Raw genomic sequence first — 12,394 nt, 5'->3', positions numbered from 1 at the left:
TCGCCATGACGTCTGCTTTCACCTCCTATGCCGCGCTAGCTCTCGCCATCGTGTTCGAGGTGACGGCATCGGCCTTTTTGCAGCAGTCCGCGCAGTTCACGCGGCCCTGGCCGACGCTGGCGATGGTGCTGTTCTATGTCGCCTCGTTCTATGCGCTGTCGGTCGCGATCCGGGTGATCCCCTTGAGCATCGCCTATGCGATCTGGGGCGGGGTCGGCATCATCCTGACCGCCACCGTCTCCTTCGTGCTGTTCCGCCAGATGCTGGACGCCGCAGCCTTCGCCGGCATCGCCCTGATCGTGTCGGGCGTCGTCGTCATCAACCTGTTCTCGCAGACCACGGCGCATTGATGCCTGCAAGCGCCTACACCCGCACCAAGCAGCCCGAGCAGGTGCGGCGCGCTTTGCTCGACTGCGCGGCTGATATCGCCACGGACCACGGCGTCTCCGGCATCACGGTCCAGGCGGTGGCGGCCGCTGCCGGCGTCACCAAGGGCGGGCTGTTTCACCATTTTGGCAGTAAGCAGGCGCTGATCGAAGGCCTGTTCGCCGATCTGCTCGGCCGCGTCGATGCCGAGATCGACGCCGCCATCGAGGCGGATCCGAATCCGCGTGGCAGTTTTACGCGCGCCTATGTGAATGCCGTCTTCACCGGAAAGGCCTTTGGCTTCACAACGCCCTGGGCGACGCTGAGCATGGTGGCCGTCACCGATCCGTCTTTGCGCCGGCTCTGGAACGAGTGGATGAAAGCGCGCCTGAAACGGCATCGCGCCACGGACGCAACACTGGGGCTCCAGATCGTCCGTCTCGCCGCCGATGGCGCCTGGCTGTCCTTCGTCACGACGGGACAGACCCGCATGAACGCCGACCTGCGCGCCGTGCATGACCGCCTGATCGCGCAGAGCTATCGGCGCCAGTAGTCGGGCGACTATTGGCCCTGCACAGCAGGCTTGGGCGGACGCGGTTTGGATTTCGCTGACTTGGGTCCGGGCTTCGCCGCAGGGCCCGGAGGCGGGGTGTCGACCGATACCAGATAGGCCGCGAGCGCCTTCGCCGTCTCCGGGCCGGCCGAGTAATGATCCTGGAGGAACCAGGACAGCGTCAGAGTATAGCGCCCCTTGGCAAGCCCGCGCGGGCTGCGATGGCAGGCCGAGCAGCCGTCGGCGAAGAGCTTCTCGGGCGGTTTGCCCGCGTCGAGATTTTGCGCGGAGACGAACGGCGTCGTCAGCACTGCGGCAGCCGCAGCAACGGTCCCAAGAAACATCAGAGGCGCGATGACCTCGCGCCCCGATCGAAATAACGATCTCAATGTCGTCCCCTAGCCCGTCCTGCGCTCAAGCCGCCAGCAACTGATCGAACTCCGGCGGCGCGTAGGCCTTGCCATCCTGATCGGTGATGACGACCCGCCACCCCTCGCTTGCCCAAACCTTCGCCTTCGCCACGATGAGCAATTGGCTCTCGCGGGCAAAACTGTACTTCTCATTGTCGCGTTCTGCGATCATTTTGTAGGCCAATGCGCATCCCCTTGCGTTGCCCTGCACCCGATCTCGTCGTGGCAGCGGCCTTTGGCGGCAATTCGCCGGGAGCGTGGCAATTTGGTGCCGTCCGCGGCAGCATTGTGAGCCGGCACCCGCCCCTTCGGAGCGGTTGCGCCTCGTCGTGCGCCGTATCTTGAATGTGATTTTGCTTGCCGGGAGCTGGTTCGAGGGCCAGCCAGGCTCCGGCCTATCGCCGCCGCGACAGAACCGATAGCGCCCGGGATCCGCTTAGTGGACGCGGATGACATGTGGCCGGCCGAGATCTATCAGACCCTGCACCGCCGACAAACGGTCGTCCAGGGCAGCAATGGTGAGCAACAAATTGTTGCGGCGCTCGTCGAGCATTCCCATCTCGGCTCCGGAGAGTTTTGTGCTCGCCCGCTCCTTGTGGATGCCGTCGAGGGATTTGCGCAAGCCGGCAATCAGGCCGGCCAGTTGCTTGGCCTCTCTCGTCATCGACCGCTTCGCGACACTTTGACGGCGCGACTCCGCCTGGTTCTGTCTCATCGTCATCATCCTCCCGTAGCCCCGCTGCCCCGAGTGGATGCTTACATCTTTGGATACACATCTTACGTTCGATGAAATCTGCCCGCGAAGAACCGTCTTAAATTGTACGCGCACGGAACTCGCGCCAACCCAAACAAGAAGCCCGGCGCGAGCGCCGGGCTTTCGTTGGCGAGCTTAGTGCTTTTCATGGCCGCCGGGCGCCCCACCACCATGCGGAGCGGCGTTGACGTGCGGAGCGCCGCCGCCGCCCGGATGCGGCATCGCGGCTGCCGGCGCAGGCGCAGCCGGACGCGGCGCCGGCATCTGCGCATGGGCATTCATCGGCGCGCCGTGGCTCACATTGGGCTGAGCCATATGCGGCATTGCGGGACGCGCAGCGGGTGCGGCCGACATGCGCGGTGCTTCATGGACACGCGCCGTGGGTTGCGCGCGTAGCGCGGCACGGCTTGCCGCCTGTTGGTGCATCATGCGCGCCTGCGCATCGCGGGGATTGCGCGCCTGCACGGCGGTGCGCTCATTGACAAAGCGCTGGCTTCGTTCGGCGCGATTCCGATCGATGCCAACCGCAGCATCGCGCTTGGCGATGGCCGCATCATGCCGCGCCGTCACGGCGTCGCGCCCGGAGACCGCGACATTGCCCTTGATGTTGTCTTTGGCGTGCGCATCGCGGCCCAACGCGACCGCAGCGTCGCGCGTCGCCGCACGGCCGATACGGGCGGCGTGCGGATCGATCGTCATCCGCGTCGCGAAGCGCTCATGCGAAGTCCAGTAGCTATTCCAGTAGGCATGGCGACGATACCAGGGACGTCCCTCGTAATAGCTCGACCAGTACGAGCTCAGCACGAAGGGAACGACCGGCACGTCGACCTCGTCGACATAGTCGGGGAGATAGACGTAGTGATTGCGGTAGAGATATTCGAGATATTGCGACGATACCCAGCCACGGTCGTCGGAGAAGCTCACGTCACACCAGGCGTTGCCGCGCAGGCAACCATGGATGTTGACGCGGGCGCCTTCGGGGACGCGATCAACCAGCGGAAAGCCCGCACCCGGGCCGGCGCGCAAGCCGGTCGAGACGGTGACGATCCCAGGCGCAGCCAGTGCGGCCGTCGGTGCAAGCAGCAATGCGGCAACTAAAGCGGTTCTCAGTCTCATGGCGAAGTCCTCCTCTGAGAGGCGGAACGCGCGAGCGGAAGAAAGCGTTCCGCTCGCAAGCGTCGCATCCACCAAAAGAGTGAGATGCGCACCTTGCACTGAGTTCGATATTCATCCGCCGTTCATCGGCGGAGCATGCGTCAGGTCTTCTGCAACATGAAGCCGTCGAAATATGCTGACAGCGCAGCAAAATCATCGAGCGGCAGCACCTGCGCAACGTATTGATCCGGGCGCACCACGATCATGCAGCCGGCCTTCCGGTCGATGCCGCGCATGGCGAAGACGTCGTGGCCGCTTTTGAGATCGGGACAGAACATCTTTTCGTAGTCGAGCAGACCGTAGCGCCCCTTGCGTGGCAGCAACAGCGCGGGCATCGCTTGGATCGCAAGCTCGCGATGGTCCTGCTGAAACACCGCCCGCAGATCGATCACGGCATCGATGTCGGCGCCGGCAGGCGTGTATCGCTTCACCGGCGATTGCCTGGCTTCGGCAAGGAAACTGCAAAGCGCGCGAATGGCGGAACCGGCCGCGCTCGGATCTTCCGCGCCCGAGAACGCATAGATGCGGAAGCGTCCGTCCGCCTGCCCTGCGTGGCCAAGATGCACCGGCTTGGCATCGCCAAGCCGGATGACAGGCGCGGAATGGAAGCGCTTGCCGATGACGAAGCCTTTCGCGAGATGCTGATGCGAGGGCGCGGCAGTGAGGATCGACGGCGCGTAATGCGTCGCCGTGCCCGCCGTGTAGCGGCCATGCCTGACGAAATAATCCTGTGTCTTCGCTGCATTGGCGCCGCCGGCCTTCGCCGCCGAGGCCAAGATCCCGGCCCATTCACGATCGAAGTCGATCAGCTCCTTCGCCACTGCTTGCCGCTCGGCCGAATAGGAATGCAGCAGGCTTGGGGCGCTCTGCTTCCGCAGCACCGCCGCAAGCTTCCAGCCGAGATTGAAGGCGTCCTGCATCGAAACGTTCATGCCCTGCCCGGCCTTCGGGCTATGGGTGTGGCAGGCGTCCCCCGCAATGAAGATGCGCGGCTGCCGCGTCGCGATCTCGGCCTCAGGCACGTCGTCGAACTTGTCGGTCAGGCGCTGGCCGATCTCGTAGACCGACCACCAGGCGATCTCCTTCACCTCGAGCGTATGCGGCTTCAGGATCCGCTGCGCCTTCGCAATCACGTCTTCAGCCGTGATGTTGCGATTGGCGACGCGCTCGCCGACATCGAGTTTTGCCAGCTCGACATAGATGCGAACCATATAACCGCCCTCGCGCGGAATGATGAGAAGGCTGCCATCCGTCGCCGACTGGATCAGGGTCTTGAAGCGGATATCGGGGAAATCGGTGACCGCCAGCACATCCATCACGCCCCAGGCGTGGTTGGCGGAATCGCCATACAGCTCGCGGCCGATCGATTTGCGCACCGTGCTGCGCGCGCCGTCGCAGCCGACGACGTAGCGCGCCTTGATGGTCTCGACCTTGCCTTCATTCGCCGCGTCGCTACGTTCAAGGCGCACGGTCACCGCGTGATCGTCGGGACCTGCGGCCGGATCGACCTGGAGGTCGAGCAGACGCCTGTCGTAATAGGGTTCGAGCTTGGCCGGTGATTTGCGCATGACGTCGAGAAAGCCGTCATGAATGCGCGCCTGGTTGAGAATGACGTGCGGGAATTCCGACAGCCCGTCCTCGACGTCCTGCACACGACCGCTGCGGACGATCTTCTCCGCTGCCTGCTCGTCCGGCTTCCAGAACGTCGTCTCGTTGACCCAATAGGCTTCCTTCAGCACGCGCTCGCTGAAGCCGAAGGCGTGGAACATCTCCATGGTGCGGCAGGCGATGCCGTCGGCCTGGCCGACCGCGAGCCGGCCCGGCTTCTGCTCGACGATGCAGGTTTTGATGTCGCCGAATTGGGCGAGCTGCGCCGCGAGCGTCAGGCCCGCAGGGCCACAGCCGACGATGAGGACATCGACCTCGCCAGGCACGGCGCCTGCGGCCCCTGGGACCTGCACGCGCTCAGCGGGATCGGCGATTTCAGGGTCGCCCGGCTGGAATCCGTTGAGATGGAATTGCATGCGCACCTCTCCCGTTGACGAGTTATTCGATATTGATCAGTATACTGACTATCAGTATACTCGTCAATGATCCGCCGCCGTCCCTGCCCTCACGGAGAATTCGGTGAAAGACAACAACGACATGCCCGGCCATCTGGCGCGGCGATTTCAACAGATCGCGGTGGCGGTATTTTTGGCCGAGGTCGGCGAAGCCGGCTTCGACCTCACCCCGGTGCAGTACGCGGCGCTCGCGACCATCAAGGCCAATCCGGGGCTCGACCAGGTCACGCTCGCCGGCCTGATCGCCTATGACCGTACCACCATCACCGGCGTGGTCGATCGGCTGGTGCAGAAGGGACTTGCCGAGCGCCGCGCCAGTCCCCGCGACCGTCGCGCCCGCGAGCTCGCGATCACCGACGAGGGCCGTCGCACGCTGCGCAAGATCACGCCGGCGGTTGAATCCGCCCAAGCGATCATGCTCCGCGGCCTCAGCGCGAGGGAAGGCGAGGAACTGATGAGGCTGCTGCGCAAGGCCATCGCCGCCGGCAATGACCTCAGCCGCGCCCCGTTGCGCGATATCAAGGCATGACCGGTTCCTGGATACGTAGATGTCGCAGGCCGGTGAAACCAGGAACTAACCTTCGGCTGCTACCGTCGCTGCCAATTCGGCGCTTAACGCGCGATTAACTTTGCCGGGTTGGAGTTTCGGATGTTCAGGTTCGTCCTTGCGATCGCAGTCATCGCGCTGTCCGCCGGCCATGCGCTCGCGAACGGGCACGGCGGCGGCGAAGCCCCTCCTCCGCCGAAGCCCGACGCGACGACCGCGCCCGCGAGGGTGATCCTGACCAAGCAGGGCCCCAAGCTCGTCGATCTCAAGGGCATGACCCTCTACACTTACGAGCGCGACACCACCGGCAAGACGTCGAACTGCAACGGCAAGTGCACCGAAAACTGGGTGCCACTCGCAGCAACCGCCGAAGCCAAGCCCATCGGCGACTTTACCGTGATCAACCGTGAGGACGGCAGCAAGATGTGGGCGTACCGCTATCGCCCGCTCTACACCTCACCGGCCGACAAGGCGCCGGGCGATGCCAACGGTAACGCCACGACGCTGCAATGGCGTATCGCCCGTCCCGACAATTAGGGCGCGAACGGCGTGGGTCCGCCGCCACTCGACGCGCCCGCAAGCTTGGCGTGGGCCACCGAATCGACCGAGGCGTAATTCACCTCGGGCGTCCAGTGCAGCGCTGCGTAGACGACCAGTCCGGCCAGGATCGATCCATAGAAACCGAGCGTGGCCAAACGCCACCGGCGCACGATGCGGCGATCGTTCTCATCAAATTGTTCAATGAAATTTTGCATGATGCCTCCAATGGCAACGAGCCATGGAGGCATAGCGCAACTGCAGCAAAACGCCTGTGAAGCAATTCACCTTTGCGGCGATCCCGTCGCCGGCCGCGCCATCAAGCTTCGGTGAAGCGACCGACGTGACAGGTCAGATCGGTTGCCTTATCCGCGCCAGCTCGACCTCGACTCGATCTGCGCGTTTTGTCCTGGCGGCAGCACCACGACAGCCGCGTTGAGCTTCACCCGGTCGAACAGATCGATCACATCCTCGTTGCGCATCCGGATGCAGCCCGACGAGATCGCCTGCCCGATATATTCCGGCTGGTTGGTTCCGTGGATGCGGTAGAGCGTGTCCTTGTTGCCGACATAGAGATAGATGCCACGCGCACCCAGCGGATTGGCGGGGCCGCCGGGCACGCGCGCCGGATAGGGCCCCAATCGCGCCTGGATCTCGGGGGTCGGCACCCAGTCCGGCCATTCCGCCAGCCGGCCAACGCGCGCCACACCCGAGAAGGCCATCGCCTCCTCGCCGACCGCGACGCCATAGCGGATCGCCTTGCCGTCGGGCAGCACGTAATAGAGGTAGCGTGCATCGGTATCGACCAGGATGGTGCCCGGCTGCTCCTTGCGCGGATAATCGACGATGTGACGGAGATATTGCTCGGGCACATTCGCCTGGGCGTAAGGCGTGTGCGCGAGCAGCTGACGGTCGCGCGCCGTCATGCTCGCATCCGTCGATGGCGAGAGAGTCGTCTGCATGCAGCCGCCGAGCGGCAGCAACGCAGCAACGAACAAAACGAAGAGAGATCTTGGCACCACCGGCCCCCCGATAGCGGATAGCAGCACCCCCAGCAGGCGCAGATGCTGCCCAAATCGTGCTGAAAACAAGGCAATGCGGAACACATGCCTGTGTTCCGCACATCAGGTTCCATCACCACATCTGGCAGAAGACGGTCGCGATGTCTCCACCGCCTCGCCTTGCTTTGGTCAAATCCGGCTGGACTCGTGGGGCAAAGAGTTCGGATGGGCTCAAGCAACAGATCGGCTCGCGCCAATGCGGACGACCATGGGGTCATAAGGAGCTGCAATGCTCGCGACGTTGAACAGCCGCCAGATCGTCGATGAGATCGTGAAGGACACGGTCAAGGACAACGATCCGCATGACGCGGTACAGATTTCGCCTGACGTGATCAAAGCGTCGCGCGTGGGCAGCGAGGCGCCGACGCTGGCACCGGAGTTCACGGCGCGTCCCGAGCCAAAATTCGCGCTGGAGCGGAAATTCACGATCGAGCCGAAGTTCAGTCCCGTATCGGAGCCGCAAGCAGCCGCGCCCCAAGCAGTTGCACCTTCGGTCGACACCGCCGTCCGCGTCACCGCAAGCGACGATCGCATCGAGCCGAAGCGATCGGCCGCAGGCAAATGGCTCCGCGGCGCCTTCCTCACGTTCCTGTTTGCGGGCGGCAGTGCCGCCGCGACGATCGCCTGGGAGAAGCACGGCGACACTGCGACGCAGATGCTCGCCGAATGGACGCCGACCCTGGCGTCGCTGCTACCTTCGACGTCGCAGACAGCACCGGTTGCAGCCGCGCAGGCGGCACCGCCCGTCGCGCAGGATCAGACCGCTGATCAAACGGTGCCACCGCCCGCCCCGCCAGTTGCCACGGCCGCTGCCGCGCCCGCCGCGCCTGCAGCTACACAAACCGATGCTGCGCCTGCAGTGGAATCGATGACGCGCGACATCGCCGCGATGGCGCAGCAGATCGAGCAGCTCAAGGCCAACATCGCCGAGTTGAAGGCTGGTCAGGAACAGATGGTGCGCGAGATGGCGAAGTCGCCAGCGCCCAAGCCGATCGCCGAGGCGAAATCACCGGTCAATCCGCCCGCACGCGTGTCGGCGCTGCCGCCGCGCGCTCCGGCGCCGATGCCTGTTCGCAAACCGAAGCCCGTGGTGTCGCACACCTACGCGCCGGCTTATGCGCCCGCGCCCTTAGCACCTCCGCCGCCTTCGCAGGCTGCCGCGGTGCCGCCGCCACCGGTCGCGCCGCCGGTCGCGACGACACAAGCTGTTGCTGATGATGACGGACCCGTCGTGCGTCCGCCGATGCCGCTGCGCTAGAGCCGCATCCATCGACGACGCAAGCTGTCCGACTCGACGTGACGATGTGAGTCCGTGCGACTACGGTGATGCGCGAACGTGCGCAAAGAGAAAAGGCCGTCGGGATTTATGCCGCCGGCCTTCTCTTGCAGCTGCCGGTTCCCGGAGCCCGGTTCTGCTGCAATTCCATGCCTTATGATCAGGCTGTTATATTTAATAAAATCTTAAAGCACCCGAACGTTGCACATCATTTCTGCGCCATACGCACAGAGATTGCGCGCTCCGTTCATCGGTTGGAGATCGACTCAGTGCTACGATCCAGCATGTGTCGAAGACTACCGTTGAAGCCTTCCTGTGAAGATCTGGGTCGTCACACCGGGGAATTCGGATGCCTTACTATTCCTTCGATCTCGTTGACGGTGAAGAGTTCAAGAACCAGGGCGGAATCATCCTCGAGGACATCGAGGTCGCCTCTGATCGTGCCGTTCAACTCGCAAGCGAGCTGTCGCAGGTGAAGCCTGAGCTGCAGCGGAAAGGTTGCTCGGTGCGCGTCACCGATCGCGATCATAAAGAGGTCTATCGCACGCCGCTCGATCCCGTGCCGGCCTGGCGGCGCTAAGCGCCTGCACCGCACGAACAGGCAACAATCGCGCCCCGCCACCATTGCGGAGCGGCCCTCAGGACGCTAGCCTCCTCAAAAAACGAGGAGGACCTAGGGATGCGCGCCCCTTTTCTGATGGCAGGCCTGTTGCTGATCGCAGCTCCAGCCCAGGCGGCTGACGACCACACCCGCTCGAACTATGTGACGATGGTCTTGCAGGCCTTCGCCGCCAAGGTCGAGTGCCCTGGTACGGACGTGGTCTATCAGGATCTGGTGCAGAAGGCTCAGCAGATGCAACTGCCCGACGGCACCACCGAGCAGGTGCGCAAGGCCATTGCCTGGATGCACACCGGCGGCAAGATGGGCGAGAAGCAGGCCGACGACATCATGGCGGAGGTCGCGGTCGCAACCCAGACGACCGACCTCGACCAGCGCCGGCTCGGCATGAGCAATTGGTGCGAAAAGCAGAAGACCAGCCTCGCCGGTCTGATCCGCAGCAAGGGCGGCTAGGCCTAGCTTGGCCGTTAAGCACGCCGCGGCGGAACCGACGCTCCGGCCCATAATCGTCACATTCCTGGCCAGCATGCGGGTCGTATTCAACTCGGAGAACCCCATGCGGATACCTCATCTTGTCTTCGCCGGTGCGCTCGCGGTGAGCGCCGTGCTGGCAGCGCCAGCGCTGGCGAGAAATGCCGACGCCCAGAAGGGCGAGGACAAGGCGGCCTCTTCGTCCTGCAGCGCCTATCAGCAGGGGCCGGATGGATCCTGGGAGCAGCTTCCCTGCAAGGAGACCGGCGAGCGGGCGCAGCCGCAGACCCAGCACAAGCCGTTGCCGCAAGGCGCCGAGCAGGGCGAGCGCTGAGCTGCCGATCCTAGGGGAACCCGGCCGGTTCCGGTCGGGTTAAGGTGGACGGCTTGCCGCGGGGCCCCCGCCCAATAGAATGCGTGGACAGGCTGGAGAGCTGTCCTGGAAACGCCAACCCCGCGAGCGCTTGTGGATTCGATCGAGTTTGAGGACCTGCAACGCCGCCTGAAGGCGCTTGAGGAGGAAAACACACGCCTCAAGGCCCAGCGGATCGCCGTGGTCAGCGAGCGCCAGAAGGTCGAATCCGCCCTCGCCGAAAGCGAGGAGCGCTATCGAACGCTGTTCAACTCGATCGACGAAGGCTTTTGCATCATCGAGTTCTTCGACGGTCCTCATGGTCCGCTCAGCGATTACGTCCATGTCGAGGCCAATCCCGCCTACACCCAGCATGCGGGCATTCCCAACGTGGTCGGCCAGAAGGTCCGCGAGATGGTCCCGGATGAAGCCGACGGCTGGGTCGAGCTTTACGGCGGCGTCCTGCGTACCGGCCTCCCGATCCGCTTCGAGCGCGAGCTGGTCGCGACCGGCCGCCACCTCGAGCTCGCCGCCTTCCGGGTTGAACCAGCCAGCCGCAAGCAGGTCGCCGTGCTTTTCCAGGACATCACCAAGCGCAAGCGCGCCGAAGAGGCGCTGCAGCAGCTCAACGAAACGCTGGAGGCGCGGGTGGTCGCGGCGCTGGCCGAACGCAAGCTCATGGCCGACATCGTCGAGGGCACCAACGCCTTCGTGCAGGTCGTCGACCCCAACTTCCGCTGGCTTGCGATCAACAGCGCCTCTGCCCACGAATTTCACCGTATTTTCGGTACCATGCCGAAGGTCGGTGACAACATGCTTGAACTGCTTGAGGATCAACCGGAGCACTGCAAAGCTATCAAGGCCGTCTGGTCCAGGGCCCTTGCGGGCGAGGAATTCGTCGAAATCGGCGAGTTCGGCGACCCGGGCCGCGCCCGCAGATCCTACGAGATGCGTTTCAATTGCCTGCGCGATGGCGACGGTCAGCTGATCGGTGCCTACCAGTTTGTCTATGACGTCACCGAACGCCTGCGGGAGCAGGAGCGATTGCGTCAGGCCGAGGAGGCGTTGCGCCAGTCGCAGAAGATGGAAGCTGTCGGCCAGCTCACCGGCGGCATCGCCCACGACTTCAACAATCTGCTCACCGGCATCACCGGCTCGCTCGAACTGCTTCAGACACGGATCGGCCAGGGCCGCATTAAGGAGATCGACCGCTATGTGAACGCAGCGCAAGGCGCCGCCAAGCGCGCGGCCGCGCTGACCCACCGCCTGCTCGCCTTTTCGCGTCGGCAGACGCTCGATCCCAGGCCGACGGACCTGAACCGGCTCGTGATGGGTATGGAGGAATTGATCCGCCGCACCGTCGGTCCCGAGATCGCCTTGGAGGTCGTCACATCAGGCGGATTGTGGGCCACGTTGATCGATGCCTCGCAGCTCGAGAACGCGCTCCTGAATCTCTGTATCAATGCCCGTGATGCCATGCCGGGTGGCGGCCGCATCACCATCGAGACCGCCAATCGCTGGCTCGACGAACATGGCGCGGGCGAGCGCGATCTCGAGCCCGGGCAATATGTCTCGCTCTGCGTCACCGACACCGGCATCGGCATGCCCGCCGAGGTGATCGAGCGCGCTTTCGATCCGTTCTTCACCACCAAGCCGATCGGCCAGGGCACCGGCCTCGGCCTCTCCATGGTCTACGGCTTCGTGCGCCAGTCCGGCGGACAGGTGCGGATCTATTCCGAGGTCGGCCAGGGCACGACCATGTGCCTCTATCTGCCACGGCATTACGGCAAGGACGATGACAAACCGTCTCTGCTCGCCAGCAAGACCTCAGAGCGCCCGCAGGCGAGCCACACCATCCTGATCGTCGACGACGAGCCGTCGATCCGGATGCTGCTGACGGACGCGCTGGAAGAGATCGGTTTCAGCGTGATCGAGGCCCATGACGGCCCGACCGGACTAAGGATGCTGCAATCGGATGCGACGATCGACCTGCTCGTCACCGATGTCGGCCTTCCCGGCGGCATGAACGGCCGCCAGCTCGCGGATGCGGCGCGTCTCACGCGTCCGGAGCTGAAAGTTCTGTTCATCACCGGCTATGCGGAGAACGCCATCATCGGCAACGGACAGCTCGCGCCCGGCATGCAGGTGCTGACAAAGCCATTCGTGGTCGAGGCGCTGGCGAGCCGCGTCCTCGACATGATCAACGACGGAACCGGAAAGACCTGACGGC

At 64.2% G+C, this 12,394-nt stretch carries 16 protein-coding genes; 9 read left to right on the top strand and 7 right to left on the bottom strand.

The annotated features are described in order from the left end of the window. Positions 1–5 precede the first annotated feature (5 nt). A complete protein-coding gene (locus XI06_RS12405) occupies positions 6–350 on the top strand; it encodes a DMT family transporter (RefSeq protein WP_237869275.1) in 345 nt (114 codons plus the stop codon). After that, positions 350–919, top strand: coding sequence for a TetR/AcrR family transcriptional regulator (locus XI06_RS12400; RefSeq protein ID WP_237858139.1), 570 nt, complete (start codon positions 350–352; stop codon positions 917–919). Before XI06_RS12405 ends, XI06_RS12400 begins: the two co-directional genes overlap by 1 nt. Before the next feature lie 8 nt (positions 920–927). Here XI06_RS12400 and XI06_RS12395 read toward each other — a convergent pair whose 3' ends face one another. From XI06_RS12395 to XI06_RS12375, 5 genes are all read right to left on the bottom strand, one after another. Further along, positions 928–1,308, bottom strand: coding sequence for a hypothetical protein (locus tag XI06_RS12395; protein WP_271605403.1), 381 nt, complete (start codon positions 1,306–1,308; stop codon positions 928–930). A gap of 25 nt (positions 1,309–1,333) precedes the next feature. Continuing rightward, positions 1,334–1,540 carry a hypothetical protein gene (locus XI06_RS12390; protein WP_271605402.1) on the bottom strand — a complete coding sequence of 69 codons (207 nt, stop codon included), beginning with the start codon at positions 1,538–1,540 and terminating at the stop codon, positions 1,334–1,336. 225 nt (positions 1,541–1,765) lie between these two features. Continuing rightward, the gene (locus XI06_RS12385) at positions 1,766–2,044 is read right to left on the bottom strand and encodes a hypothetical protein (RefSeq protein ID WP_164934154.1); all 279 of its coding nucleotides are present in this window, start codon (positions 2,042–2,044) and stop codon (positions 1,766–1,768) included. Positions 2,045–2,218: 174 nt separating this feature from the next. Continuing rightward, positions 2,219–3,199, bottom strand: a complete 981-nt coding sequence (locus XI06_RS12380; protein WP_237869279.1) for an SH3 domain-containing protein — start codon at positions 3,197–3,199, stop codon at positions 2,219–2,221. A gap of 140 nt (positions 3,200–3,339) precedes the next feature. Further along, entirely contained in the window at positions 3,340–5,262 is a 1,923-nt protein-coding gene (locus XI06_RS12375; protein WP_271605401.1) for an FAD-binding monooxygenase, read from the bottom strand. A 103-nt stretch (positions 5,263–5,365) separates the two neighbouring features. On the opposite strand from XI06_RS12375, the gene XI06_RS12370 reads away from it, so the two are divergent. Continuing rightward, positions 5,366–5,830 carry a MarR family winged helix-turn-helix transcriptional regulator gene (locus XI06_RS12370; protein ID WP_271605400.1) on the top strand — a complete coding sequence of 155 codons (465 nt, stop codon included), beginning with the start codon at positions 5,366–5,368 and terminating at the stop codon, positions 5,828–5,830. A 120-nt stretch (positions 5,831–5,950) separates the two neighbouring features. Further along, a complete protein-coding gene (locus tag XI06_RS12365; protein ID WP_237858147.1) occupies positions 5,951–6,385 on the top strand; it encodes a COG4315 family predicted lipoprotein in 435 nt (144 codons plus the stop codon). Here the strand turns inward: XI06_RS12365 and XI06_RS12360 are convergent. Further along, positions 6,382–6,603, bottom strand: coding sequence for a hypothetical protein (locus XI06_RS12360; RefSeq protein ID WP_237858148.1), 222 nt, complete (start codon positions 6,601–6,603; stop codon positions 6,382–6,384). The two genes, XI06_RS12365 and XI06_RS12360, sit on opposite strands and share 4 nt — an antisense overlap. A 147-nt stretch (positions 6,604–6,750) precedes the next feature. Further along, positions 6,751–7,347: a L,D-transpeptidase gene (locus XI06_RS12355; RefSeq protein WP_271605399.1), complete on the bottom strand. Its 597-nt coding sequence runs from the start codon at positions 7,345–7,347 to the stop codon at positions 6,751–6,753. A gap of 328 nt (positions 7,348–7,675) precedes the next feature. Between XI06_RS12355 and XI06_RS12350 the strand changes: the two genes are divergently transcribed. From XI06_RS12350 to XI06_RS12330, 5 genes are all read left to right on the top strand, one after another. Beyond that, positions 7,676–8,704, top strand: coding sequence for a hypothetical protein (locus XI06_RS12350; protein WP_271605398.1), 1,029 nt, complete (start codon positions 7,676–7,678; stop codon positions 8,702–8,704). A gap of 367 nt (positions 8,705–9,071) precedes the next feature. Next, a complete protein-coding gene (locus XI06_RS12345; protein WP_057757659.1) occupies positions 9,072–9,302 on the top strand; it encodes a DUF6894 family protein in 231 nt (76 codons plus the stop codon). Between the two features lie 99 nt (positions 9,303–9,401). Beyond that, a complete protein-coding gene (locus XI06_RS12340; protein WP_237858151.1) occupies positions 9,402–9,794 on the top strand; it encodes a hypothetical protein in 393 nt (130 codons plus the stop codon). A gap of 103 nt (positions 9,795–9,897) precedes the next feature. After that, a complete protein-coding gene (locus tag XI06_RS12335) occupies positions 9,898–10,146 on the top strand; it encodes a hypothetical protein (RefSeq protein ID WP_237858152.1) in 249 nt (82 codons plus the stop codon). A 132-nt stretch (positions 10,147–10,278) separates the two neighbouring features. Next, a complete protein-coding gene (locus XI06_RS12330) occupies positions 10,279–12,390 on the top strand; it encodes a PAS domain-containing protein (protein WP_271605397.1) in 2,112 nt (703 codons plus the stop codon). Positions 12,391–12,394 lie beyond the last annotated feature (4 nt).

This window comes from Bradyrhizobium sp. CCBAU 11434, assembly GCF_028128895.1.
Taxonomy (GTDB): Bacteria; Pseudomonadota; Alphaproteobacteria; order Rhizobiales; family Xanthobacteraceae; genus Bradyrhizobium; species Bradyrhizobium zhengyangense.
This window is presented reverse-complemented; position numbering and strand designations above follow the sequence as displayed.

What these genes read in the sequence shown, in the direction of transcription:
- XI06_RS12405 (WP_237869275.1), top strand. Translation starts at nt 6, where the DNA reads ATGACGTCTGCTTTCACCTCCTATGCCGCGCTAGCTCTCGCCATCGTG.
- XI06_RS12400 (WP_237858139.1), top strand. Translation starts at nt 350, where the DNA reads ATGCCTGCAAGCGCCTACACCCGCACCAAGCAGCCCGAGCAGGTGCGG.
- XI06_RS12385 (WP_164934154.1), bottom strand. Translation starts at nt 2,044, where the DNA reads ATGAGACAGAACCAGGCGGAGTCGCGCCGTCAAAGTGTCGCGAAGCGG.
- XI06_RS12380 (WP_237869279.1), bottom strand. Translation starts at nt 3,199, where the DNA reads ATGAGACTGAGAACCGCTTTAGTTGCCGCATTGCTGCTTGCACCGACG.
- XI06_RS12375 (WP_271605401.1), bottom strand. Translation starts at nt 5,262, where the DNA reads ATGCAATTCCATCTCAACGGATTCCAGCCGGGCGACCCTGAAATCGCC.
- XI06_RS12365 (WP_237858147.1), top strand. Translation starts at nt 5,951, where the DNA reads ATGTTCAGGTTCGTCCTTGCGATCGCAGTCATCGCGCTGTCCGCCGGC.
- XI06_RS12360 (WP_237858148.1), bottom strand. Translation starts at nt 6,603, where the DNA reads ATGCAAAATTTCATTGAACAATTTGATGAGAACGATCGCCGCATCGTG.
- XI06_RS12355 (WP_271605399.1), bottom strand. Translation starts at nt 7,347, where the DNA reads ATGCAGACGACTCTCTCGCCATCGACGGATGCGAGCATGACGGCGCGC.
- XI06_RS12350 (WP_271605398.1), top strand. Translation starts at nt 7,676, where the DNA reads ATGCTCGCGACGTTGAACAGCCGCCAGATCGTCGATGAGATCGTGAAG.
- XI06_RS12345 (WP_057757659.1), top strand. Translation starts at nt 9,072, where the DNA reads ATGCCTTACTATTCCTTCGATCTCGTTGACGGTGAAGAGTTCAAGAAC.
- XI06_RS12340 (WP_237858151.1), top strand. Translation starts at nt 9,402, where the DNA reads ATGCGCGCCCCTTTTCTGATGGCAGGCCTGTTGCTGATCGCAGCTCCA.
- XI06_RS12335 (WP_237858152.1), top strand. Translation starts at nt 9,898, where the DNA reads ATGCGGATACCTCATCTTGTCTTCGCCGGTGCGCTCGCGGTGAGCGCC.